The sequence below is a fragment of the Bacillus sp. JZ109 genome (genome assembly GCF_053903135.1).
The window spans coordinates 3,135,001-3,159,689 of record NZ_CP096388.1 but is presented as its reverse complement, the minus strand read 5'-3'; the positions used below and the strand labels follow the sequence as shown (position 1 = coordinate 3,159,689).

The following is a 24,689-nucleotide window of genomic DNA, read 5'->3' as shown; positions in this document are numbered from 1 at the left end:
GATGATGGTTTACAAAAAGATGCACTTTCCGTTATCATTATGAAATGATAATCATTTTCAATTGCATAGGAAGGTGAGACGGTATGCCTCAAACCGAACAAATACATCAGCATTCAGTACTGCGGGACATCATACGCAGCAGAAGATCGATTCGAAAGTTTAAACAAGAGCCAGTACCTTCAGCAGTCATTCTTGACATGCTTGAAACGGCAAAATATGCGCCAAATCACAGAGTGACAGAGCCATGGAGATTTATTTACGTTTCCAGTGAGACAGGTAAAGCGAACCTCATCAATACATTTGCAGCGTTCTCTAAGAAATCCAAGCCGGATATGACAGAGGAAAAGCTTCAAAATTTCAAAAACACACTTGGGCGCGTTCCGGGATTTCTCCTCGTCGTGTTTCAGGAAGATGAAAACGAAAGAGCGCGGGACGACGATTTTGCGGCAACAAGCTCGTTGATTCAAAATCTTCAGCTTCTTGCTTGGGAAAAAGGAATCGGCATGGTTTGGAAAAGCGGAAAAATCCTTTATGACAAAGAAGTCCATCAGGCCTTTGGTTTGCAGGATAATGAGCGTTTCGCCGCCATCATACAAACAGGTTATCCTGACGAGGCGCCGGAAGTGAAAAAACGCACACCGATCCGCGACCGGTTCACTGAAATGTAAAAAACCCCTTGTCTCAAACGGAGACAAGGGGTTTTTCATTAACGAGATTTCTTTTTCGCTCTGTTGTCGGCTGCTTTCGCACGCTCTTGCGCTTCGCGGTCATCTGCATCAGCAAGCTCGGTTGAATATTCTTCGTAAACGCCGTCAGTTTCCCTTTTTAATGCATCGGGAACTTGTGGAAGCTTTTGTTTGTTTTTATCACGGTTTTTGTGGATATGATTTCTGCCCATATCAAATTCCCCCTAAAAAGTGATATCAAACAAAGATAGTATTTGGTTTTAAGGGGCTATGTATTCCTACTTCCGCTTAGCAGCTTTTTCCGCTTTTTTAAATTCGCCTGAATAAAGAACTTCCTGCATTTTTTTCAGGTTGGCGCCTTGCTGGTGCTTCTCCCTCTTTTTTTCCATATAAAGGACCTCCTTCAACCATGTTATTCTTAAGGTTGACGCTTCCTGCTGTTTTTATACAGTCTTTCGGTCCGCTATCAGCTGTGAGAGTGCAAATTCAAGATCCGAATATGTAAAACGAAATCCAGAGGTTATCGCTTTTTTAGGAAGAGCGCGCTGTCCTTTCACAATCAAAAGACTCATTTCACCCAATGCTTTTGATAAAAAGAATTCCGGGACGGGGAGCCAGTGCGGGCGGTGCTTCACCCGTGCAATCGCTTTTCCGAATTGCTTCATGTCCACAGGATTGGGCGCGGTGACATTCATTGGGCCTGAGATGCCGGCGTTTTCCACCGCATATCGGATCAACTGGGCCGCATCCTCGACATGAATCCATGACAGCCACTGCCTTCCCGTTCCAATCGTTCCGCCGGCCAGAAACTTATAGGGGAGAACCATAAGCGGTAAAGCGCCTTTTTCTCCAAGCATCACGCCAAATCTCGCATAAACTGTCCGGATACCCATCGCTTCAATATGCTGTCCTTCCTTTTCCCACAGGTGTGCAGTATGGCTGAGAAAATCCTCATCTGACGTTGCAGAATCCTCTGTGAAAGTTTTCTCAAGGCTTGTGCCGTAAATGCCCACGGCACTGGCTTGGATCAATGTCTTCGGCTTCTCCTTCTGTTTCTGAATAAGCCGCTGCACTTCACGCGTCGCATTGATACGGCTGGAGAGAATGTGCTGCTTCGTTTTTTCTGTCCAGCGGCCAAAAATCGATTTTCCCGCAAGGTTTATCCAGACATCAATATGAGGAAGTTCCTGCTCCGGGGCGGCTCCTTCCGTCAGCCATTGGACATATGTCATATTTTTTTGTTCAGTTTCCCTTGCGTTTCTTGATAAAATATAAACATGATGTCCCTGGCGGGTAAGAACGCCTGTCAGATGCTGGCCAAGAAAACCGGTTCCGCCCGTCATTGCGATATTCATGAACATCTCTCCTCATCGTTCTAATAAATATACTTTACCTCATTGTAATAAAAGAAAACGCGTTTCAGGCCTGAGAAGGGAGATTAAGATGCCGTTTATTACAAAAATATCAACGCAAAAAAAGAATACGGAACGCTTCAATATTTTTCTGGATGATAAATACGCCTTCAGTGTGGACGCGGATGTGCTCGTGAAATTTGAGCTCAAGAAGGGAAAAGAACTCGATGATCTTGACATCATTGAGATTCAATACGGCGATGAAGTGAAGAAAGGCTTCAACCGTGCGCTTGACTTTTTATCCTATCGAATGCGGTCGACGAAAGAGGTCGAGGACCACTTAAAGAAAAAAGAAACCTCGCCCCCCGTCATTGCGGAAGTCATCCATAGGCTTAACGATTACAAGTACATAAACGACCAGGAATTTGCCGCAGCCTATGTCAGCACTCACAAAAAAACAACCGGAAAAGGCCCTGATGTTTTGTTCAGAGAGCTAAGAGCGAAGGGAATTGATGACGATACAATTAAGGAGGCGCTAAGTTCCTTTTCCTTTGAGGATCAGACAAGAGAAGCGGTCAAGCATGTTGAAAAGCTTCTCAAAAAAGATAAAAAACTTTCGACGAAAGAACTCAAACAGCGCGCCCAGCTGCAGCTTCAGCGCAAGGGCTTCTCATTTGATGTTATCAGCGCGGCGATGGATCAGATTGAATATGAAAATGATGAAGACACAGAGAAAGAAGCGCTGCGCCTTCACGCGGAAAAAGCGTTTAGAAAATACCGCTATGACGGCTCATATGAAAGCGCCATGAAGGTCAAACAATTTTTATTCCGCAAAGGATTCTCACTCGATTTAATCGAGCAATTACTGCAGGAAGAGGAGTACTGAAATGGAGAAACGATACAGTCAAATGACACCTCACGAACTCAATACCGAAATCGCATTACTTTCTGAAAAAGCAAGAAAAGCCGAACAGCATGGAATCATAAACGAACTGGCAGTGCTCGAACGGAAAATTACGATGGCAAAAGCATATTTGCTGAACCCGGAAGATTACTCACCGGGAGAAACATATCGTGTGGAAAACACTGAGGACGAGTTTACCATCAGTTATTTAAATGGCGTTTTCGCATGGGGATACAGGACCTCTTCCCCTCAGCAAGAGGAAGCGCTGCCAATCTCAGTATTGCAAGAAAAAGAATAAAGCGTAACAGGAGGCTGATGATCAGCCTCTTTTTGTTTGCAGCACATTTACACGAATTCTTAAAGAAAAAATCATTGAATTCACTTGAAAAATCTTTTAAGATGAAACTCGTTGTTTTTTAAAATCAAAGGAGGCGATGACGTTGAGTATCAAAAACCCATCTGTAAAATTTATTATATTTGTTCTTATGATTTGTACATTTTCAATCGGCTATACAGAATACGCGGTGATGGGTATTTTGACGTCGATTGCCAATGACTTTCATATACAGGTTTCATCCGCAGGGCTTCTTGTCACGGCTTATGCGGCAAGCGTTTGTTTGACAGGACCGCTCGTCACCATCATTTCCGTCAAGCTTCCGAGAAAGCCTGTGCTTCTTGGGCTTATGGCGATATTTATCCTTTCAAACCTGATGAGCGCACTGGCGCCGAATTTTGCGGTATTGGCCATTTCAAGAATTTTATCTGCGTCCATTCACGGCGCTTTCTTCGCGATTGCCATGGTATTCGCAAGTGAAATGGTTCCGCCGGAAAAGCGTGCTGCAGCTGCTGCTTCAATGAACGGCGGACTGACAGTGGCTCTAATGCTTGGTGTTCCATTCGGCTCTTATCTCGGAGATGTCCTGAATTGGAGAGCGGTGTTTTCCATCATTACGGCACTTGGTGTCATCGGATTTTTAGGCCTTATGGCTGCCGTGCCGAACAGAAAACCAAAAGTGATCCCAATGCTTATGAATGAGTGGGGGGTTTTTAAACACAAACAAGTGCTGTTTTCCTTCGCGATTACCATTTTAGGCTATTCCGGTGTCTTTATCGCCTACACCTTATCGATCGAACCCATTTTAAGGCATTCAGCCGGATTCAGCACAGTTGGCATTACAGGTGCTCTCTTTGCGTATGGATTGGGAGGCGTTGCCGGGAATTTCTTTGCTGGAAAAGTACCGCTGCCTTTGCTGACTCGGACGATGATCGGCGTAATGATCGGTTTAATCGGTGTTCTGGCTGTATTTCCTTACATCGCCATTTACCCGGCTGCAGCCATTGTGGCAACGTTCCTATTCGGGGCATGCGCATTCGGCACGCCGCCTCTTCTGCAAACAAAGGTCATTTCCTCATCTGAGGGCGGCACAACCATTGCCGCAGCTGTCAGCGTATCAGCATTTAACCTTGCCAATGCCCTTGGTGCATGGATCGGCGGAATGATTTTAAACGGAACAGGCTCTTATTCCTGGCTGTTTGCAGGAGGTGCGCTTATGACCGCATGCGGACTTGTGCTTTCTACCTTCGCACACTTATCAGAAAAGAAAAGCGTCTACGAATATCAAGTCAATAAAGGGTAAAAACAGCTGCAGTGTATGCAGCTGTTCTTCTTTACCGTTTGCCTGAGGCTCTCATTCTTTCTTGAGGATGCTGATTGATAGATCCGTCAGCACGCTTTGAAGCATAGTCGTCCTTTGCTCTCGGTTCACCCTGAAATTTGTTTTCGTTTTCGTAAGGAAATCCTTTTTCTTTATTTCGGACCATGTCATATCCCCCTAGGTTCGAGATCAAAAAGTTGCGTCTTTCCAGATGAAGACGTAAGGTTAGTATATGGAGAACACCACGTAATAAAGCGTTATTTTTTTCCTGAAGAAAGGAGACTGCACACATGAATATGTACATTGAGAAACTGACTAATCTGCTTCTGGAAAAGAACGAGATGATCAGCTATATACAGGCAAAAACGTGGGTGGAATTGTTATGGAGCGATTTCGAAGCAACCTATGCAAAAGCCGGACACGCCTATCAAGGTGAAAAAATGACTGAAAAAATCGTCACACAATGGATTGAAAACTATGGCGGCCAGCTCCACCTTTTTCAAAGCTCCCGTAACGACGTGAATGATTACTTAAATCAAAGCAGAGGCCTTTTGCACTAAAAACCTGCCGTTAACGACCGGCAGGTTTTTTTATTTTCTTAAAATTATTTTAAAAGGAAGAAATCATAAACAAAACATGTTTCACCAGCCTGTCAATCAGGGAATACCACTTATATCTTGTCAAATGCGAGGAGGAGCTTTATATGAAAAAGAAACAAGTAATGCTCGCTTTAACAGCTGCCGCAGGACTGGGTTTGACAGCACTTCATTCCGCTCCCGCAGCAAAAGCTGCGCCCCTTCACGACATATCTGTCAGCATGCCATCATCCGATTCTTACATCATAAAAACAGGAAAGCTGAATGTCCGGACTGAGCCAAATCATAAAGGTGACATTCTCGGCACTGTATCATCAGAACAAAAAGTAAAAGTCTATGGATTTGTAAATGCCGATTGGGCTCAAATTCATTTCAAAGGAAAAAAAGCGTATATTTCAACCCACTTTTTAATGAAAACCGCAAGCCAAGCGAAAACAATGAAACAGACAGCCTTCTATGCACCGACGCCCGAAAATGGAAAAGCTAAACAGCTCCCATCTGGAACAGAGGTGACAATACTTGGGTGGGGATTCAGTGAAAACGGCGGATTTGACTTCACTTGGGCGTTCGTGGATTATGGCGGAGTTAAAGGCTATATTCACACAAAGGATTTACAAATGCGATAAAAAGGCAGGCCGAGGCTTGTCTTTTTGCCTATGCATGAAACATTTCTCCTTTCTGCACGTAACAATGAGAAAGAAGATGAGGATATGACGGGTTTAGTCGGCGGAGGGCTTATGATCATTGCTGGCATACTGATCAAACTGTTTCCTCCCAAATCGATCAACAGTGTGCTCGGATACAGAACGAGACGCTCAATGTCAGATCAAAGATTATGGAATGAAGCGAACCGTTACAGTGCATCATTAATGATCCTGTCAGGCTTGGTGATTGCGGGAATGGGTTTGCTGCTGGGATCAAACTTGTTTATTCTTCAGCTTATCCTGCTGATTGCCGCCTGTGTCATAACATTTATGCTGACGGAGAAAAGGCTGAAAATCATGACGCACAGTCAAGGAGGAGATAGAGATGGACGGAGTTAAATGCCAGTTTGTCAATACGAACGGAATCACGCTCCACGTTGCAGCCGCAGGACCGGAAGATGGCCCGTTAATTGTCCTGCTCCATGGATTTCCTGAGTTTTGGTACGGCTGGAAAAATCAAATCAAACCGCTTGTTGATGCGGGTTACCGGGTCATTGCTCCTGATCTGCGGGGCTACAATCTCAGTGACAAACCGGAAGGAATTGATTCATATCGGATTGATACATTAAGAGATGATATCATCGGGCTTATTACGCAATTCACTGATGAAAAAGCAATTGTCATCGGTCATGACTGGGGAGGAGCTGTCGCATGGCATTTGGCCTCCACACGCCCGGAATATCTTGAAAAACTGATCGCGATCAATATCCCGCACCCGCACGTCATGAAAACCGTAACGCCGCTTTATCCGCCGCAATGGCTGAAAAGCTCGTATATCGCATACTTCCAGCTGCCCGATATACCGGAGGCATCACTAAGGGAAAATGATTATGAAACATTAGACAAAGCGATTGGATTATCCGACCGTCCCGCGCTTTTTACATCCGAGGATGTCAGCAGGTACAAAGAAGCGTGGAAGCAGCCGGGCGCGCTGACAGCTATGCTGAACTGGTACAGAGCCCTCAGAAAAGGAAGCTTGGCAGAGAAACCCTCTTACGAAACAGTACCTTACCGAATGATCTGGGGAATGGAAGACCGCTTTTTGAGCAGAAAGCTTGCGAAAGAGACGGAAAGGCATTGCCCGAATGGACATCTCATCTTTGTTGATGAAGCTTCCCATTGGATTAACCACGAAAAGCCAGCCATCGTCAATCAGCTGATTTTGGAATATCTTAAGAACCAATAAGCCAAAATTTCTCTCCATCCGTCTGTCATAATGGCAGACTTTTTCTGTGCGTTTTTTTCATAGTCTGTTTTAAACATGACAAAATAACATTAAAAATCATGAATGTCACCATAAAATTGTAACAAAAAACAGGTTTAAACGACTTTAAAAAAAGGAATAGCCTTACTGAAGATTTGTGTAAAACTCCCCTAAGGCAATACTTAAAAAGAATAATAAAAAGAAGGTGCCTTAATGAAGCAAGGATTAATCTCGATTATTATCCCGTCTTACAATGAAGGGTATAATGTCAAACTCATTCATGAATCTTTAAAAAAGGAATTTAAAAACATTCATTATGACTATGAAATATTCTTCATAAACGACGGAAGTGTTGATGACACGCTTCAGCAGATCAAAGACTTGGCAGCGACGTGCAGCCGGGTAAAATATATATCTTTTTCTCGAAACTTTGGAAAAGAAGCCGCAATTTTGGCGGGCTTTGAGCATGTTCAGGGCGAGGCGGTTATTGTAATGGATGCCGATCTGCAGCATCCGACATATTTGCTGAAGGAATTTATCAAAGGCTACGAAGAAGGGTATGACCAAGTCATTGCCCAAAGGAACAGAAAAGGGGACAGCTTTGTCCGCTCACTCTTATCATCTATGTATTACAAGTTCATTAATAAAGCGGTGGAAGTCGATTTGCGTGACGGTGTCGGTGACTTCAGATTGTTAAGCCGCCAAGCTGTGAATGCACTTTTGAAGCTGAGCGAAGGAAACCGCTTTTCAAAAGGCCTTTTTTGCTGGATTGGCTTTGATCAGAAAATTGTATTTTATGAAAATGTCGAACGAAAAAACGGCACTTCCAAATGGTCGTTCAGCAGTCTGTTTAACTACGGAATGGACGGCGTCGTTTCATTTAATCATAAGCCGCTGAGATTATGTTTTTATACAGGCATTTTCATCCTGCTGCTTTCCATCATTTATATCATTGCCACATTCGTTAAAATTCTGACTAACGGTATTTCTGTGCCTGGGTATTTCACCATTATCTCAGCAGTGTTATTTCTCGGCGGAGTACAGCTGTTAAGCCTCGGAATTATAGGCGAATATATCGGCCGAATCTATTATGAAACAAAAAAACGCCCGCATTATTTGATCAAAGAAGCGAATATCCCGAACAAAGACCTGCCTGAAACGAACGAATTAAAAAGCATGCGGCGTCTGACAAAAATGCACTGAAAATACCAAGCGCCATTGGCAGTGCTTTTTTTGCGTGTCTATTATCTTAAAAGCAAGACTGGAGAATTCATATGAAAAGAAAACATATCATGATCTATGCGGCCAGTTTGCTGGTGTCCGTTCTGGCACACGCTTTTTTTGTGAAAGAATGGACGGAAGGCAGGTATATGACAGGTCCGGGTGACGGGCTTGCGCAAATGATCGTATTTAAAAAATTATTATTTGACCAATATACACACGGGAATTTTTTCTACAATTATTCATTCGGACTTGGCGGCGGCACATTCAGTCAGCTCGGCTATTATTTTTCTGCGTCTTTTCTTTTTCTTGCTGTATCCGCCGCTGTTTGGATGCTTCAAGCCGTCCAGCTGATCGGAGAAGCGGATACGCTTTTTTGGGCTGAGTCAGCTGTTTTTATCAGTATTTTCAAATTGAGCTTGATCATCTTTACGTCCGCTTCTGTTTTTCATTATCTTATTAAGCACAGGGCGGCATCGTTCACGGGAGCCGTGTTATACGGCGTCTCAATTATTTATTTCCGTCACGAAGCGTATTGGGAATTTTTCACCGATACAATGGTTTGGCTTCCGCTGCTTGTGCTTGGCGCAGAAAAAATTATTAGAGAGCGGCGTCCGGCGTGGTTTATCGTTGCGTGTTCGCTGACGTTAATCAACAATTTTTACTTTGCATACATAAACCTTATATTCATCGGAATCTATGTGCTGTTCAGATGGCTGATTAGTTTGGAACCACATGAAGAGAAAAGATGGATTCAAATCAGATTATTTCTCGTTTCAGGCTTCATTTCTTTTGGCATCAGTGCGGCGGCGTTTGTGCCGGTAGTATACGGTTTTTTAAACAACCTGCGCCCTCCATACAGCCAGAAAATAGAGTGGCTCAATTTCGATGATAATATCTTATTTTCGAGCCGGATCATCATTGTGCCGGCCGCTTTTCTGCTGTTTTTGTTTATGATTTCTTTTTACAAAAACCGTGTGTTTCGTCTCTTTGCCGGGTTGAGCCTGCTGTTTATTCTGTTTCATTTCAGTCCGTATGCGGCAAGCGTCTTTAACGGTTTTTCCGCCCCGCAAAACCGGTTTGAATATATTCTGGCCTTTACCATTGCGGGAGCAGCTGCGGCTGGTTTGTCACAGCTGTCTGAATTGAAACGGAAAGAACTGCTCCCGGCCGCAGCTGTCGTCCTGCTTCTTTACTTGTATCATATTCAAAGGTATAAGCTCGATATATGGAAGCCTGCGAATGAAAGTATTCTATTGCTCTTACTCATGACAATCGCAGCCTTGTTTGCTGCAGCTTTTGCGAAAAAACGGGCAAAAATGGCTGTGTACGGTATAATCATTCTTTCTTCGCTGTTTGTCACCAACTCCTATCAAAAATACGCGCTCTCAGAAGGCGGCGATTTGGATAGTGTGACAAAAGAATATCTTACAAGTGAGGAATACAGAGGGCGGGAATCATCTGAGCTCATCAGACGTTTACAGAAGGAAAACGATGATCCGCTCATGAGAATCGACTGGATGAACGGGGTCCGCAATAATACGCCAATCATTTACGGGTTTAATGGCTTCAGCGCCTATTCCAGCATTTTAAACAAAGATCTGCTGGCCTTCTATTGGAATGATTTAAGCATCGATATGGGCAGGGAAAGCGTCAGCCGTTACGCGTCATTGGGAGACAGGGCGAATTTATACAGCCTGCTTTACGGCAAATATTATATGACCGAAAAAACAAACGAAGCCAGCGTTCCGTACGGCTTCAAAAAGCATTTAGAAACAGAGCATTATGCAGTTTATGAGAATCAGTACATGCTTCCATTCGTCAAAACAGCGGATGCCATATACAGCGAAAGTGAGCTGGACCGATTGCCCGCTCTTGCGAAAGAACAGGCGATGTTGAAAGGAATCATATTAAAAGATCCATCAGGAAAAACGGAGCAGACACCAAAACCGTCCAATATGATCACCAAGTCGGACATTACCGCAAAACAAGCCCAGTATCAAAACGGGCTGCTAACCGTAACTGGAGAAAACGGAGGAGAGCTGATCATCACCCCGAAACAGCCATCATCCGCTCCGGGAGACTACTATGTCAGCTTTTATTTGAAAAGCAAAGCAAAAGACAGAGGATTTACGTTAAAGGTAAATGATTATGTCACAACAAGGAAATCGAACAAATCGATATATAAAACCGGAGTAAATAATATAACGGTAAGAGTGCCTAAATCAGGCCATATCTCAATCAATCTTCCGAAAGGAACCTATGAGCTGAGGAACATAGCGCTCTATGAAGAAAATTACCAAACGCTGAAAAACGCTGTAATGCTAAATAAAACAGAGAAAGCAGACAAACTGAATTGGAACAAAAATCGACTGACCTTTGCCTATCATCTGTCAAAAGACCAGTACATCATGCTTCCGATCCCATATGAAAAAGGCTGGGAGCTGAAGATCAACGGAAAAACACAGAAGATCGAAAAAGCGGATTATGCTTTTATAGGCTTCAAGGCGCAAAAGGGAGACAATCACATTGAGCTGACTTACTATCCGCCATACTTCAAAATATCGGCGATCATATCTCTCGTCAGTCTGCTGCTTGCTGTTTTCTATATAAGACGTAAAAAGCCCGGCTCTATATAGAGCCGAGCTTTAATTTTTTCTGAAGTTTTTCTTCGCTGAATATCCATCCCGTATAGGACGAACGGATCGTGAGATCATGGCCGATATGAACAATCGCGACAAACGGATAATGGCCTTTGCTCCGATAACGCAGGTCGATAAATCTCACCTCATAATGATCTTTAAACGTATCCACTTCCCACCGGTAAACCGGAGAAAAGGACAGAAACGCCGCGATGTTATCATCCTGCTTTGCCGCATGCATTACATCGGTTTCAGGAACAGGCACCCGATTAAATGTATCCAGAATCACGACATGTCCTTCCATGCTTCTTCCTACATAGAAAGCATGTGCTGTCGTCACTGCGATTCGCCATTGCCTGAATTTCATCGTTGGAGAAATAATAATGCTTTCGATCTCATCATGAATCATCTCATGAAGCTTCCGTTTAATTCTCAGTTGCATGATCAGGCGCACCAAATAATAGCCTGCCAATATGATATATAAGCTGAGAAACGTGATGCCGGGACTCCCGCCTGCATACCAAATCGCGATAGCTGCCAGATGGCTGATAAAAATAAACGGATCAAACGTATTAATCAGCCCGAGCGCAACCCATTTTTTCGAAAACGGACGAATGGCTTGTGTTCCATAGGCGTTGAATATATCAACAAAGACATGCAGAACGACTGCCAGCAGTGTCCACAGCCACAGGTGCAGAAAATCAGCCTGAGGATAAAATAAATACAGAATCGCCGGGATGATGACAGACCAAAACAAAACGGCGGGAATTGAATGGGTAAATCCTCTGTGATTCCTTATATAAACAGCATTGTTTTTAAGCTTTAACACAGTATCAATATCCGGAGCCTGAGAGCCCGCAAGCGTTGCGATCATAACAGCGTGAGCCATTGCCGGATCTGATCCGACAACAGGATCAAGCGTCGCAATACCGCCCAGTGCGATGCCCATAACGACATGTGTGCCCGTATCCATAGGTGACCTCCTTGCAGGATGATCCTGCACATTCACTTTGTAAGAAATTCCCCATTTTCATATACCCAATTTTTAAACTGATTCAATCGTTCTCATATGTTTCCGCTTTTTCTTTATTACTATTTAATGTAACATATTATCGTACTGTGCCCTTAGTGTACAACAAAAAACAGTCTAAAGAAAAGCGGGGCGCGAAAGACTGGGGAGAAACACATATGAACGTACTTGAAGACAAATTAAAACAAAAAGACATACAGCAATTTCGCGATGATTTAATCTCATGGTTTGAACGAGAGCAGCGCGTTCTGCCGTGGAGAGAGGACCAAGATCCATATAAGGTGTGGGTATCTGAAGTGATGCTACAGCAAACAAGAGTAGAGACAGTGATTCCTTACTTTCTCCGGTTTGTGGAACAATTCCCGACAGTGGAAGCGCTCGCTGATGCTGATGAAGAAAAGGTGCTCAAAGCATGGGAAGGGCTCGGCTATTATTCGCGAGTTAGAAACCTGCAAAGCGCGGTAAAAGAAGTGAAACAGGAATACGGCGGCATTGTCCCTCCAGACGAGAAAGATTTTGGCGGGTTAAAAGGCGTCGGCCCTTATACAAAGGGAGCGGTGCTCAGCATTGCCTACAATAAACCCATTCCCGCAGTTGACGGAAATGTGATGCGTGTCATGTCCAGAATTCTTTCTATTTGGGATGATATTGCCAAACCAAAAACAAGAACGATCTTTGAAGACGCCATACGAGCTTTTATTTCCAAAGAAAAACCATCTGAATTTAATCAGGGCTTGATGGAGCTTGGAGCCTTGATCTGTACGCCAAAATCACCCTCATGCCTGCTATGCCCGGTTCAGCAGCATTGCTCAGCATTTGAAGAAGGCACTGAACGGGAGCTTCCGGTAAAAAGCAAAAAGAAAAAGCCCGGGATCAAAACCATGGCCGCGATCGTACTGACTGATGAAGACGGACAAGTGTATATCCACAAACGGCCGTCTAAAGGTTTGCTCGCCAACCTGTGGGAATTCCCTAATCTTGAAACACAAAAAGGGATCAAAACTGAGCGTGAACAGCTCATTGCTTTCTTAGAAAACGAATATGGCATACAAGCTGATATCAGTGATCTGCAAGGTGTAGTCGAGCATGTTTTCACCCACCTGGTATGGAATATTTCAGTGTTTTTCGGTAAAGTAAAACAAGTGTCGGATACCAGCAAGCTGAAAAAAGTAACGAAAGAAGAGCTCGAACAATTTGCGTTCCCGGTGTCACATCAAAAAATCTGGAAGATGGCAGTAGAAGCAGCCGCCATCTCGGCTGCTCCGTAAACCATTCTTAATCGTAAGAGACGCGCGTGCCGTGGCTGTAGTCCGCTTCATTGCGCTTCATTCCGCCGCGCGCTTCAATTTCTTGCGTTAACTCCCGGTATTTTGATTGGCCTTCTTCGTTCAAATAAGGCATAATTTGCTGAAAGGCATGATGAAAATAAGCGAGTTCACTGTTCTTCCAATCTTTTTTGGAAACCATGTTCAATTCGCTCATATCACGTCCGACATACATAACAGAAGACCCCCTTTAAAGTTCTTGCCATTATTGTTTGTGGAAATAAAAGAACTATACGCTACAAGGAGATGAGGAAAAATGGAACAAAATAAATGTGCACTCGTAACAGGAAGCAGCCGCGGTGTCGGAAAAGCGGCCGCGATCAGACTTGCTGAGAACGGCTATAACATCGTCATTAACTATGCACGCAGCAAAAAAGCAGCATTAGAAACAGCGGAAGAAATCGAAAAGCTTGGCGTTAAAGTTCTTGTCGTAAAAGCAAACGTAGGACAGCCTGCAAAAATCAAAGAAATGTTTCAGCAAATTGATGAAACGTTCGGCAGACTTGATGTTTTTGTCAATAATGCCGCATCAGGAGTACTAAGACCTGTCATGGAATTAGAAGAAACACACTGGGACTGGACGATGAACATTAATGCGAAAGCATTGCTTTTCTGCGCTCAGGAAGCTGCCAAGCTAATGGAGAAGAACGGTGGCGGACATATTGTCAGCATCAGTTCATTAGGCTCTATCCGCTATCTTGAAAACTACACCACGGTCGGTGTATCAAAAGCAGCGTTAGAGGCTTTAACCCGTTATCTTGCCGTTGAGCTTTCACCAAAACAAATTATCGTCAATGCTGTTTCAGGCGGAGCGATCGACACAGATGCGCTGAAGCACTTCCCGAATAGAGAAGATCTGCTTGAGGATGCGCGCCAAAATACGCCGGCGGGACGCATGGTCGAAATTAAAGACATGGTTGATACTGTGGAGTTTCTAGTGTCTTCCAAGGCTGACATGATCCGCGGACAGACAATTATCGTTGACGGCGGACGCTCACTGCTCGTTTAAAAATTTTTAAAAAAGAGGAATAGCTATACGATCACCTGCACATTCTAATGACCGTGGAGGTGATAACAATGGCTAACTCAAATAACTTCAGCAAAACAAACGCTCAACAAGTTAGAAAACAAAACCAACAATCAGCTGCTGGTCAAGGTCAATTTGGCACTGAATTTGCTAGCGAAACAAACGCTCAGCAAGTCAGAAAACAAAACCAGCAATCAGCTGGCCAACAAGGTCAATTCGGCACTGAATTCGCTAGTGAAACTGACGTACAGCAGGTAAGACAGCAAAACCAATCTGCTGAACAAAACAAACAACAAAACAGCTAATCACTGAAACAGAAAAAAGCACTTCATCTTCGGGTGGAAGTGCTTTTTTCTGTTTGAAAAACGACAAAACTTGTGGAAGGTCTACAGAATGAGTCAAAGGGTTTGCTTTATGGAGATCGAAATGATTAAAGGAGGAAATGTTTATACTTTCATCAGGCTGAAGGAGGAACCGATGACGGAATTTGAAAAGCTGGTAAGTGAACAGATGAAAACGATGGATAAGCTTCTCGATCTCCAATCAGAGCTCGACCGCTGCAAACAAATTGAGGCGGAACTCCGGCATTTGGAAAGGGATGCAAAGCTGCGTGGGATTCAGGCTGAAATTGCGGTAAAACGGAAACACCTTGCCGATATACAGGATATGTTTCAAAAGCAGACAGAGCAGGTCATTCGTTCATATCGCAGCTCAGAAAAGCCGTCTTCCTTTGTGTAGTGCAGGAATGTGCCATTCCCCGGCCGGAATGGCTCTTTTATTTTCATTTTTCAATTTGTAACGTTATAATAGGTAAAAGACGTTGTCGGTAAGCAAATTTGGACATACTAACTGTAGGGCTTTATAGAAAGTAGGGGAGAAATATGGGCTATCCCAAGGAAGGAGAAACCATTCAAATTCACAGCTATAAGCACAACGGGCTGATTCATAGAATTTGGAATGAGACAACAATCTTAAAAAGTACAGAAATGTGTGTCATCGGAGCCAATGACCGGACGATGGTAACCGAATCAGACGGCCGGACATGGATAACCAGAGAGCCCGCAATCTGTTATTTTCACGCAAGACAATGGTTTAATGTCATCGGGATGCTGAGGGAAGACGGGGTTCATTATTATTGCAACATCAGTTCTCCGTTTGCCTATGATGGCGAAGCAATTAAATATATTGATTATGACTTAGATGTTAAGGTTTTTCCTGACATGACCTACAATATTCTCGATGAAGACGAATATGATGATCATCGGAAAGCCATGAATTATCCAAAAGAAATCGACAGTATTTTAAGAGACTACTTAAATACGCTGCTCCATTGGATTCACCAGCGTCAGGGACCGTTTGCGCCCGAGTTTGTCGATATGTGGTATGAACGGTATTTGCGCTACACAAAATAATGGTTACGTAAAAACCTGTTGCGGGGTACAACAGGTTTTTCACATGGGCTCACACACATCATGATAAAGAGAGAGGGGGAATCAACGTGGGGGTTATGAAACGCTACATGCAATTCGTCAAACCTTATAAGAAGCAAATTTTCGTTACAGTGTTAATCGGGATCGTAAAATTCTCCATTCCGCTTGCTCTCCCATTGCTTCTGAAGTACGTAGTTGACGACATTATTCAAGGAGGCGGCACGGCTAGTGACAAAACAACGTCATTGTTCACGATTATGGCGATCATGTTCGCCTTATTTTTAATTTTGCGCCCGCCTGTTGAATATTACCGGCAATATTTTGCCCAGTGGACTGCCAGCAAGGTGCTTTATGATATAAGAGCTAAGCTGTTTGACCATATACAAAAACTGAGCCTGCGTTTTTACGCGAATACAAGAACAGGGGAAGTCATTTCCCGAGTGATTAATGATGTAGAACAAACAAAGGATTTCGTCATCACAGGGCTGATGAATATATGGCTCGATATGCTGACGATTTTGATTGTAATCTCGATCATGCTCACACTGGACGTTAAATTAACGCTGATCTCTATCGTATTATTCCCATTATACGGAATATCAGTGAAGTATTTTTACGGCCGTTTACGAAAGCTGACAAGGGAGCGCTCACAGGCTCTTGCTCAAGTGCAGGGGCATTTGCACGAACGCATTCAAGGCATGCCTGTCATCAGAAGCTTTGCGATAGAAGATCATGAACAGGCTCAATTTAATGAGAAAAACGGTCATTTCTTAGATAAAGCCATCCGACACACGAATTGGAACGCCAAAACCTTTGCGGTCGTTAATACCATTACAGATTTGGCGCCGCTCATCGTCATAGCGTGCGCCGGGTATTTTGTCATTAATGGACCGCTGACAGTCGGAACAATGGTCGCGTTTGTCGGATATATTGACAGAATGTACAACCCTGTTAGAAGGCTGATCAATTCCTCTACAACTTTGACACAGTCAATCGCATCAATGGACAGGGTATTTGAATTTATTGACGAGCCCTATGAACTCACTGACAAACCAAATGCGATAAAGGCCGATCAGATTCGCGGAGGAGTGGAGTTTCAAAACGTTTCGTTTCAATATGAGAAGGACAAAGAAAATATTCTTCATGATGTATCCTTAAAAGTAAATAGAGGAGAAACTGTAGCTCTCGTCGGCATGAGCGGAGGAGGAAAATCAACGCTCGTCAGCCTGATCCCAAGATTTTATGATGTAACAAGCGGCAGACTGCTGATTGATGGGACGGATATTCGCGATTATGAAGCAAGAAGCCTTCGCAACCAGGTTGGTATGGTGCTTCAGGATACCTTTTTATTTAGTGAAACGATTCGGGAAAATATCGCGATCGGCAAGCCTGATGCCACACTTGAAGAGATAATCGAAGCCGCCAAAGCTGCAAATGCCCATGAATTTATCATGAGTTTTCCAGAAGGATATGAGACCCGGGTGGGAGAACGTGGCGTTAAGCTTTCAGGCGGACAAAAGCAGCGGATCTCAATTGCGCGGGTATTCCTGAAAAATCCGCCGCTCCTCATTTTAGATGAAGCTACATCAGCTCTGGATTTGGAAAGTGAGCATTACATTCAAGAAGCGATGGACAAACTGGCGAAGGATAGAACAACTTTTGTTGTCGCCCACCGTTTATCGACAATCACCCATGCGGATAAGATTGTTGTCATGGAAAACGGGACGATCATTGAAATCGGAACCCATGATGAACTCATGGACTATGAGAGCCAATACAAGCACTTATTTACCATTCAAAATTTGAACTAAAACATCAATCTTATATCCTTTTAACGAAGGATATAAGATTTTTTTGTATATAAAAAAACCCGGCTGTTTAACCGGGTTACTCTTCTGTTTCTATTTCGCAGTCTTTCGGATGATACGTTTGAAAACTTGTGATAAGTGTTTCTAAATGTTCAAGCTGCTCGCGATATTCCACGGCGCTTGCCATAATATTGAGCATGTTGTAATCAATAAGCTCCTCATCCGTATTCTGCTGATTTTTTAAAAATGACTTTGTTAAAAGCTGCTTATACCGGATGCCTTCTTCAACCGCGTCATCATGCGGCTTGATTTTTCCGACAAACCTCATCAAAATCCGTTCGTGCCAGTAAAGCAGGTAATCAAGTTCTTCAGTCAATGTTTCCTGAAACTCTTCCGGCATATGATAGATCTCGTTTTCCAGACGATGCAGCTTCTTCAATGTATCAAGCGCCCGATTTGCAGTAATAATGGCCTGTCTGAACAGGACAAGCTTTCTTGATTTCACATAAGTCGTTTTCTTAAAGTAACTTCTTTCTTCTTTATATAGAAGATATGTCTGATCAAGCTTGATCATTTTTTCTTTCAGTTTTTCAATATCCTCTTTCAAAATCGAATGCTCTGTCGACTGCCGCATGGACAATCTGATCCACTTCATAATTTCTTCGGTGTTTTCGACGGTATTATGAATCAGTTTTGTTTCGTACTTAGGAGGCAAAAACACAAGGTTGACGATAAAGGAAGAAAGCACCCCTAAGATGACTGTGCTTGTTCTGATCAGCGCGAACATTAAAAAGTCGTCACCGGCAGATTCTAATATCGCAATGACTGTTACAAGAGCAATTGAAATTGTATGTTCAATTTTAAGTTTCAGCATGATTGTAATGACAATAACTGCTGTTAACCCGATCATAATCGGGCTGGGTCCGAAAATAAGGCCGAACACTGTGGCAATCACAGCTCCGATGATATTTGCTTGAACCTGGTCAATAATAATGAGAAAAGAGCGGTAAATCGACGGCTGGATCGCAAATATCGCTGCAATTCCAGCGAAAATCGGCGCGGGAAGCCCGATCCACGAAGCCAAATAAAGAGCAAGTGTAATCGCAATCCCGGTTTTGAAAATGCGGGCACCAAGTTTCATTGGTTTGTGCGTGCATTCCTTTCTATAGTAAATTGTGTGACATAGCAAATGGGCTAATCCTTAAAATTCCCGGTTAGTTTATTTGCTAAACAATTAAGTAATATACAGGGATCGATACAAATATTCAAGCTATTTTTCTAGAAAAAGACCAAAATCTTACACGTTGTTTGATTCCATAAAAAAACAGGAGCCCAAAGCTCCTGTTCAAAGTATCTGATTCTAGTTTTTAAGATGTTTAAAAGCATCCTCGACCGCTGCAAGCGTGTCTTTAATATCCTGCTCTGTATGTGCTGTAGTAATAAACCAAGCTTCATACTTAGAAGGTGCTAAATTAATTCCGCGTTCCAGCATCAGCTTGAAAAACGTAGCGAATGTTTCTCCGTCACTCCGTTCAGCCTGCTCGTAATTTTCCACTTTCTCATCAGAGAAGTATACCGTGAGCGCACCTTTTAACCGGTTGACCGTAATGGTGATGCCGTGTGTTTCTGCGTGCTTCAAAATGCCTTCCTCAAGCATAGCGCCAAGGTGATCAAGCTTTTCATACACGCCTTTTTCTTTGAGCACTTCCAGACAAGCGATGCCTGATAGGATGGAAGCGGGGTTCCCTGCCATTGTTCCTGCCTGATAAGCAGGCCCTAGCGGAGCTACCTGCTCCATGATTTCTTGTTTGCCGCCATAGGCGCCAATCGGAAGTCCGCCGCCGATAATTTTCCCGAGTGCTGTTAAATCTGGTTTCACCTGTAAGAGATCCTGCGCGCCGCCATACATAAAGCGGAAAGCCGTAATGACTTCATCGTAAATAACGAGAGCGCCTGCATTATGTGTCAATTCATTTACTTTTTCTAAGAAGCCCTCTTTAGGCTCGACGATACCGAAGTTGCCGACAATCGGTTCAACGAGAACCGCCGCGATTTCACTGCCCCATTTATCAAGAGCCGCTTTATAGCTATCGATATCATTAAATGGTACTGTGATCACTTCGTTTGCAATGCTTTTCGGTACACCGGCTGAGTCTGGTGTGCCGAGAGTAGACGGGCCGGAGCCTGCGGCGACAAGCACAAGGTCCGAATGCCCGTGATAACAGCCCGCAAATTTAATGATTTTTGTCCGGCCTGTATATGCGCGAGCCACGCGGATGGTCGTCATAACGGCTTCTGTACCCGAATTGACGAATCTTACTTTGTCCATAGCGGGAATGGCTTCTTTGAGCATCTTTGCAAATGTAACCTCGTGTTTCGTTGGTGTTCCATACAATACACCGTTCTCTGCCGCTTTTTTAATCGCTTCTGTAATATGTGGGTGGGCATGTCCTGTAATAATCGGACCGTACGCCGCTAAATAATCGATGTATTTGTTGCCGTCCACATCCCAAAAATAAGCGCCGCTTGCTTTCTCCATTGCAACAGGAGAACCGCCGCCGACTGCTTTATATGATCTAGACGGGCTGTTTACACCGCCGACAATGTGCTGTAATGCCTCATTGTGAAGTTCAATTGATTTTGTATGCAAGAATAAAAACCTCCTATATCTCCATGCGTCCTTTCTATTGTAGCATGCTTCCGAACAAGAACAATGGCTTCGGGCTTCAGATTCAGCTGAGATGGTTGTAATCCGGACAAGAATTGGATACGCTTAATAAAAAAACATCCGGAGGTAACGTAATGACTATAGAAATCGGACAAAAAGCGCCTGATCTTGAGTTAAAAGGCGATCATGGGGAAACAGTAAAATTATCGGATTATAAAGGAAAGTACATCGTGCTTTATTTTTATCCAAAGGACATGACACCGGGATGTACAACTGAAGCATGCGATTTTCGGGACAGTCACGAGAGCTTCGCCGAACTGGATGCCGTCATTATTGGCGTCAGCCCGGACAGCCAGGAAAAACACGGAAAATTTAAAGAGAAGCATAACCTGCCATTTCTGCTTCTTGTAGATGACGAGCATGAGCTGGCGGAAGCGTTTGATGTGTGGAAGCTGAAGAAAAACTTCGGAAAAGAGTATATGGGAATCGAGCGTTCCACTTTTTTAATTGATAAAGAAGGCCGGCTCATTAAAGAATGGAGAAAAGTAAAAGTAAAGGACCATGTAGCCGAAGCGCTTCAAACCCTCAAAGATATGTCGGAAAAGTAAGTCTCTATGAGCCTATGCTTACTTTTACCCTGATATCAATTGACAAATTATCGTAGAAAGAGTTACACTAATTATAAACATTACAATGTAAGAATTTTTTTTAGAAGAGAGGTGCATGACGGATGGCTGCACATGAACTAAAAGAAGCCTTAGAAACGTTGAAGGAAACCGGAGTTCGCATTACTCCTCAACGTCATGCGATTCTGGAATATCTCGTTAACTCTATGGCTCATCCAACAGCGGACGATATATATAAAGCTCTGGAAGGGAAATTTCCTAACATGAGCGTAGCGACGGTATATAACAATTTGCGTGTGTTCCGGGAATCAGGTTTGGTAAAAGAGCTCACATACGGTGATGCTTCCAGCAGATTCGATTTTGTGACATCTGATCACTATCACGCGATTTGCGAAAACTGCGGTAAAATTGTGGACTTCCACTACCCGGGCCTTGATGAAGTGGAACAGCTCGCTGCCCACGTCACGGGCTTCAAGGTAAGCCACCACCGTTTAGAAATTTACGGCGTCTGCCAAGAGTGTTCGAAAAAAGAAAATCATTAAAAATAAGCTGACCGCACGAAACGGTCAGCTTATTTTATTTCGACATTTTCTTTTTATTATAAGACTCATCAAATTCTTTTCCTTCTAATCCCTTATCTAAAGTCAGCGGCTCTCGGCAATGCATGCACATATCGACTCTTCCTAAAACCTTTGTCTCTTTTTCACAGCCCGGACAAATGACGCGAACCGCTTTGGTCGAAAGCATTCCGATCCAAAAGTAAACAACCGTGCTGAGACCGATGGATAAAAGTCCAAGTATCATAAACAAACTAGATAGCAAAACTGACTCTTTGAAAAAGATCCCGATGTACATAATGATAAACCCAACGAAAACCAAACTTAACGCAAATGTTCTGATTTTATTAATTTTGCTGGAGTATTTCGCCATGTCCATCCCCCTCTGATTTAACTATAGCACAAACCCGATGGGATTTTCTTCATGTTTTCGGTTGAACTGGAATTTACATATGGAGAGTTACTGTGAAATTGTTTATAATAGTTCAATGTGTTTAGAAAAAAGGAATTTCGTTTTAACCATAGAATTGAATCAAATAGAGAATAAAAAAATTTGAACAATTGCATTGGAGGAATAGTGATGGAAAATCTTCTCCGTCCAATTTACCAAGAAAGAGCAAGTCACCCCAATACATTGGCTGTCATTATGATTGAGAGAAGAAACAAAACATCTTCCTTAACAGATAACTTTGATGCAGCTTTGCTGGTGATTGTAAAGGATGCTGATGAGCCAGTTTTTATAAAGCATTATGAATTTGATCATCAAACAGCTTCTTTGCATGTGGTAACAGATTCTCAGATTCAAGAATGGATTTTGCTCGGAACAAATAGAAGAATCATAGATTGGATTGTAAATGGCAGAGTTTTGTTTGACCGTAATGAATACGTAGTTGAACTGATTGACAGGCTGAATACATTTCCGTTTGCCGAACGTAAACTGAAGATCGGACTCGAATACGGCAAATTAATCAGAAGGTATGTTGAAGGGAAAGCTTTTTTTGAAGCCAATCAATTTTTAGATGCCTACAACGCCGTTGTTCATGCGCTGCATCATTTAGCACGTATTGAAGTAATCGACAGAGGATTCCATCCCGAAACCACGGTGTGGAGCCAAGTGCGCCAGATGGAGCCGCAAGTGTACAAGTTATATTCCGAGCTGATTGAAAGTCACGAGAGCCTGGAAAAAAGACTTGAATTATTATTCTTAGCAAATGATTTTCTCATCCATTCCAAAGCCGAGATCGGTTCGGCGCATCTTTTCGAAGTAATGAAAGAAAAAGACATTTGGCAATTCGGTGAGCTTCTTCAACATCATGACCTAAAGCACTTTACCCAAGATCTTGGCGTTATGCTTGATTACTTGACAGAAAAGGGACTTATCAACGTCTGCCAGATAGAAACGAAAGGACAGGCTGTCTATCACCGAGGATATTCTTTTAAAAAAGGTGTTGACTCTGATTCTTGACCGTGTTATATTATTAAACGTCGCTGGTGCGCTTCTGAGAAAACAAGCTCACAGCGGCGGGAAAATAAATCAAAAAAACATTTGACAAAAGAAAGTCAAAATGTTATATTAATAAAGTCGCTTCAACAAGAAGTGAAAATGATCTTTGAAAACTAAACAAGACAAAACGTACCTGTTAATTCATTTTTATAAATCGCACAGCGATGTGCGTAGTCAGTCAAACTAGGGCCTGCATGACGCAGGTCACACAGGTGTCGCCGCAGGAAGCGGTGGACTTAATCTGTGATCCATTTATCGGAGAGTTTGATCCTGGCTCAGGACGAACGCTGGCGGCGTGCCTAATACATGCAAGTCGAGCGGACAGATGGGAGCTTGCTCCCTGATGTTAGCGGCGGACGGGTGAGTAACACGTGGGTAACCTGCCTGTAAGACTGGGATAACTCCGGGAAACCGGGGCTAATACCGGATGGTTGTTTGAACCGCATGGTTCAAACATAAAAGGTGGCTTCGGCTACCACTTACAGATGGACCCGCGGCGCATTAGCTAGTTGGTGAGGTAACGGCTCACCAAGGCAACGATGCGTAGCCGACCTGAGAGGGTGATCGGCCACACTGGGACTGAGACACGGCCCAGACTCCTACGGGAGGCAGCAGTAGGGAATCTTCCGCAATGGACGAAAGTCTGACGGAGCAACGCCGCGTGAGTGATGAAGGTTTTCGGATCGTAAAGCTCTGTTGTTAGGGAAGAACAAGTACCGTTCGAATAGGGCGGTACCTTGACGGTACCTAACCAGAAAGCCACGGCTAACTACGTGCCAGCAGCCGCGGTAATACGTAGGTGGCAAGCGTTGTCCGGAATTATTGGGCGTAAAGGGCTCGCAGGCGGTTTCTTAAGTCTGATGTGAAAGCCCCCGGCTCAACCGGGGAGGGTCATTGGAAACTGGGGAACTTGAGTGCAGAAGAGGAGAGTGGAATTCCACGTGTAGCGGTGAAATGCGTAGAGATGTGGAGGAACACCAGTGGCGAAGGCGACTCTCTGGTCTGTAACTGACGCTGAGGAGCGAAAGCGTGGGGAGCGAACAGGATTAGATACCCTGGTAGTCCACGCCGTAAACGATGAGTGCTAAGTGTTAGGGGGTTTCCGCCCCTTAGTGCTGCAGCTAACGCATTAAGCACTCCGCCTGGGGAGTACGGTCGCAAGACTGAAACTCAAAGGAATTGACGGGGGCCCGCACAAGCGGTGGAGCATGTGGTTTAATTCGAAGCAACGCGAAGAACCTTACCAGGTCTTGACATCCTCTGACAATCCTAGAGATAGGACGTCCCCTTCGGGGGCAGAGTGACAGGTGGTGCATGGTTGTCGTCAGCTCGTGTCGTGAGATGTTGGGTTAAGTCCCGCAACGAGCGCAACCCTTGATCTTAGTTGCCAGCATTCAGTTGGGCACTCTAAGGTGACTGCCGGTGACAAACCGGAGGAAGGTGGGGATGACGTCAAATCATCATGCCCCTTATGACCTGGGCTACACACGTGCTACAATGGACAGAACAAAGGGCAGCGAAACCGCGAGGTTAAGCCAATCCCACAAATCTGTTCTCAGTTCGGATCGCAGTCTGCAACTCGACTGCGTGAAGCTGGAATCGCTAGTAATCGCGGATCAGCATGCCGCGGTGAATACGTTCCCGGGCCTTGTACACACCGCCCGTCACACCACGAGAGTTTGTAACACCCGAAGTCGGTGAGGTAACCTTTTAGGAGCCAGCCGCCGAAGGTGGGACAGATGATTGGGGT

Annotated in this window: 28 protein-coding genes and 1 rRNA gene (1 of these 29 running past the window's edge); 20 read left to right on the top strand and 9 right to left on the bottom strand. The window is 43.9% G+C overall.

Going from position 1 to position 24,689, the window contains the following annotated elements; translation table 11 throughout:
• Positions 1–83: 83 nt before the first annotated feature.
• Positions 84–668, top strand: coding sequence for a nitroreductase family protein (locus M1D94_RS16755; RefSeq protein ID WP_003243940.1), 585 nt, complete (start codon positions 84–86; stop codon positions 666–668).
• 38 nt (positions 669–706) lie between these two features.
• On the opposite strand, the gene M1D94_RS16750 is transcribed toward M1D94_RS16755, so the two are convergent.
• The 3 genes from M1D94_RS16750 to M1D94_RS16740 all read right to left on the bottom strand — a co-directional run bounded on the left by M1D94_RS16750 (position 707) and on the right by M1D94_RS16740 (position 2,041).
• Positions 707–898: a YfhD family protein gene (locus M1D94_RS16750; protein WP_003233561.1), complete on the bottom strand. Its 192-nt coding sequence runs from the start codon at positions 896–898 to the stop codon at positions 707–709.
• A 66-nt stretch (positions 899–964) separates the two neighbouring features.
• Positions 965–1,075 carry a YfhE family protein gene (locus M1D94_RS16745; protein ID WP_003223230.1) on the bottom strand — a complete coding sequence of 37 codons (111 nt, stop codon included), beginning with the start codon at positions 1,073–1,075 and terminating at the stop codon, positions 965–967.
• Positions 1,076–1,129: 54 nt separating this feature from the next.
• Positions 1,130–2,041, bottom strand: a complete 912-nt coding sequence (locus tag M1D94_RS16740) for a TIGR01777 family oxidoreductase (protein WP_103803364.1) — start codon at positions 2,039–2,041, stop codon at positions 1,130–1,132.
• An 88-nt stretch (positions 2,042–2,129) separates the two neighbouring features.
• Here M1D94_RS16740 and recX point away from each other — a divergent pair, with 88 nt between their 5' ends.
• The 3 genes from recX to M1D94_RS16725 all read left to right on the top strand — a co-directional run bounded on the left by recX (position 2,130) and on the right by M1D94_RS16725 (position 4,579).
• The gene (gene recX, locus M1D94_RS16735; RefSeq protein ID WP_424935154.1) at positions 2,130–2,924 is read left to right on the top strand and encodes a recombination regulator RecX; all 795 of its coding nucleotides are present in this window, start codon (positions 2,130–2,132) and stop codon (positions 2,922–2,924) included.
• A gap of 1 nt (position 2,925) precedes the next feature.
• Positions 2,926–3,240, top strand: a complete 315-nt coding sequence (locus tag M1D94_RS16730) for a YfhH family protein (RefSeq protein ID WP_003244592.1) — start codon at positions 2,926–2,928, stop codon at positions 3,238–3,240.
• A 142-nt stretch (positions 3,241–3,382) separates the two neighbouring features.
• Positions 3,383–4,579 carry an MFS transporter gene (locus tag M1D94_RS16725; protein ID WP_456280233.1) on the top strand — a complete coding sequence of 399 codons (1,197 nt, stop codon included), beginning with the start codon at positions 3,383–3,385 and terminating at the stop codon, positions 4,577–4,579.
• Between the two features lie 31 nt (positions 4,580–4,610).
• Here the strand turns inward: M1D94_RS16725 and M1D94_RS16720 are convergent, their stop codons facing one another.
• Complete coding sequence (locus M1D94_RS16720) at positions 4,611–4,763, bottom strand: small, acid-soluble spore protein K (protein WP_003223241.1); 153 nt, start codon at positions 4,761–4,763, stop codon at positions 4,611–4,613.
• Positions 4,764–4,887: 124 nt separating this feature from the next.
• On the opposite strand from M1D94_RS16720, the gene M1D94_RS16715 reads away from it, so the two are divergent.
• From M1D94_RS16715 to M1D94_RS16690, 6 genes are all read left to right on the top strand, one after another.
• Positions 4,888–5,157, top strand: coding sequence for a YfhJ family protein (locus M1D94_RS16715; protein ID WP_003243789.1), 270 nt, complete (start codon positions 4,888–4,890; stop codon positions 5,155–5,157).
• Between the two features lie 143 nt (positions 5,158–5,300).
• Entirely contained in the window at positions 5,301–5,819 is a 519-nt protein-coding gene (locus tag M1D94_RS16710) for an SH3 domain-containing protein (RefSeq protein ID WP_049140591.1), read from the top strand.
• Between the two features lie 84 nt (positions 5,820–5,903).
• A complete protein-coding gene (gene spdL / locus M1D94_RS16705) occupies positions 5,904–6,236 on the top strand; it encodes an SdpC immunity protein SpdL (RefSeq protein ID WP_424935185.1) in 333 nt (110 codons plus the stop codon).
• Positions 6,223–7,083, top strand: a complete 861-nt coding sequence (ephM, locus tag M1D94_RS16700) for an epoxide hydrolase EphM (RefSeq protein WP_072173355.1) — start codon at positions 6,223–6,225, stop codon at positions 7,081–7,083. The genes spdL and ephM overlap by 14 nt, the downstream gene beginning before the upstream one ends.
• 231 nt (positions 7,084–7,314) lie before the next feature.
• Positions 7,315–8,304 (top strand): glycosyltransferase family 2 protein, encoded by a 990-nt coding sequence (locus M1D94_RS16695; RefSeq protein ID WP_003244113.1) that lies wholly within the window; start codon positions 7,315–7,317, stop codon positions 8,302–8,304.
• Between the two features lie 71 nt (positions 8,305–8,375).
• On the top strand, positions 8,376–10,961 hold the full coding sequence (locus M1D94_RS16690; protein ID WP_456270288.1) for a YfhO family protein: 2,586 nt from the start codon (positions 8,376–8,378) through the stop codon (positions 10,959–10,961).
• On the opposite strand, the gene M1D94_RS16685 is transcribed toward M1D94_RS16690, so the two are convergent.
• Positions 10,954–11,937: a metal-dependent hydrolase gene (locus M1D94_RS16685; RefSeq protein ID WP_014476212.1), complete on the bottom strand. Its 984-nt coding sequence runs from the start codon at positions 11,935–11,937 to the stop codon at positions 10,954–10,956. The genes M1D94_RS16690 and M1D94_RS16685 overlap by 8 nt on opposite strands.
• 215 nt (positions 11,938–12,152) lie before the next feature.
• Between M1D94_RS16685 and mutY the strand changes: the two genes are divergently transcribed.
• Complete coding sequence (gene mutY, locus M1D94_RS16680) at positions 12,153–13,262, top strand: A/G-specific adenine glycosylase (protein WP_014479222.1); 1,110 nt, start codon at positions 12,153–12,155, stop codon at positions 13,260–13,262.
• Between the two features lie 7 nt (positions 13,263–13,269).
• Here mutY and M1D94_RS16675 read toward each other — a convergent pair whose 3' ends face one another.
• Entirely contained in the window at positions 13,270–13,494 is a 225-nt protein-coding gene (locus M1D94_RS16675) for a hypothetical protein (RefSeq protein WP_003233542.1), read from the bottom strand.
• A gap of 81 nt (positions 13,495–13,575) precedes the next feature.
• On the opposite strand from M1D94_RS16675, the gene fabL reads away from it, so the two are divergent.
• The 5 genes from fabL to M1D94_RS16650 all read left to right on the top strand — a co-directional run bounded on the left by fabL (position 13,576) and on the right by M1D94_RS16650 (position 17,587).
• Positions 13,576–14,328 (top strand): enoyl-[acyl-carrier-protein] reductase FabL, encoded by a 753-nt coding sequence (fabL, locus tag M1D94_RS16670; protein ID WP_003223262.1) that lies wholly within the window; start codon positions 13,576–13,578, stop codon positions 14,326–14,328.
• 68 nt (positions 14,329–14,396) lie between these two features.
• A complete protein-coding gene (gene sspE, locus M1D94_RS16665; RefSeq protein ID WP_014476214.1) occupies positions 14,397–14,651 on the top strand; it encodes a gamma type acid-soluble spore protein SspE in 255 nt (84 codons plus the stop codon).
• A gap of 172 nt (positions 14,652–14,823) precedes the next feature.
• The gene (locus M1D94_RS16660) at positions 14,824–15,084 is read left to right on the top strand and encodes a YgaB family protein (RefSeq protein WP_031315502.1); all 261 of its coding nucleotides are present in this window, start codon (positions 14,824–14,826) and stop codon (positions 15,082–15,084) included.
• 143 nt (positions 15,085–15,227) lie between these two features.
• On the top strand, positions 15,228–15,758 hold the full coding sequence (ntdP, locus tag M1D94_RS16655; protein WP_003223272.1) for a nucleoside tri-diphosphate phosphatase: 531 nt from the start codon (positions 15,228–15,230) through the stop codon (positions 15,756–15,758).
• 86 nt (positions 15,759–15,844) lie between these two features.
• On the top strand, positions 15,845–17,587 hold the full coding sequence (locus M1D94_RS16650) for an ABC transporter ATP-binding protein (protein ID WP_009966836.1): 1,743 nt from the start codon (positions 15,845–15,847) through the stop codon (positions 17,585–17,587).
• A gap of 76 nt (positions 17,588–17,663) precedes the next feature.
• On the opposite strand, the gene M1D94_RS16645 is transcribed toward M1D94_RS16650, so the two are convergent.
• Positions 17,664–18,725 (bottom strand): aromatic acid exporter family protein, encoded by a 1,062-nt coding sequence (locus tag M1D94_RS16645; protein ID WP_003233537.1) that lies wholly within the window; start codon positions 18,723–18,725, stop codon positions 17,664–17,666.
• A 219-nt stretch (positions 18,726–18,944) separates the two neighbouring features.
• Positions 18,945–20,234, bottom strand: coding sequence for a glutamate-1-semialdehyde 2,1-aminomutase (locus M1D94_RS16640; RefSeq protein WP_015715541.1), 1,290 nt, complete (start codon positions 20,232–20,234; stop codon positions 18,945–18,947).
• 152 nt (positions 20,235–20,386) lie between these two features.
• Between M1D94_RS16640 and bcp the strand changes: the two genes are divergently transcribed.
• Both bcp and perR read left to right on the top strand, forming a co-directional pair.
• The gene (gene bcp, locus M1D94_RS16635) at positions 20,387–20,860 is read left to right on the top strand and encodes a thioredoxin-dependent thiol peroxidase (RefSeq protein ID WP_024572676.1); all 474 of its coding nucleotides are present in this window, start codon (positions 20,387–20,389) and stop codon (positions 20,858–20,860) included.
• Positions 20,861–20,982: 122 nt separating this feature from the next.
• Entirely contained in the window at positions 20,983–21,420 is a 438-nt protein-coding gene (perR, locus tag M1D94_RS16630) for a peroxide-responsive transcriptional repressor PerR (RefSeq protein WP_003223285.1), read from the top strand.
• A 34-nt stretch (positions 21,421–21,454) separates the two neighbouring features.
• Here perR and M1D94_RS16625 read toward each other — a convergent pair whose 3' ends face one another.
• Entirely contained in the window at positions 21,455–21,808 is a 354-nt protein-coding gene (locus M1D94_RS16625) for a YgzB family protein (protein ID WP_014113119.1), read from the bottom strand.
• Between the two features lie 207 nt (positions 21,809–22,015).
• Between M1D94_RS16625 and M1D94_RS16620 the strand changes: the two genes are divergently transcribed.
• Both M1D94_RS16620 and M1D94_RS16615 read left to right on the top strand, forming a co-directional pair.
• Positions 22,016–22,900: a nucleotidyltransferase-like protein gene (locus M1D94_RS16620; protein ID WP_003243727.1), complete on the top strand. Its 885-nt coding sequence runs from the start codon at positions 22,016–22,018 to the stop codon at positions 22,898–22,900.
• A gap of 291 nt (positions 22,901–23,191) precedes the next feature.
• A 16S ribosomal RNA gene (locus M1D94_RS16615) occupies positions 23,192–24,689 on the top strand; it runs 52 nt beyond the window's last position.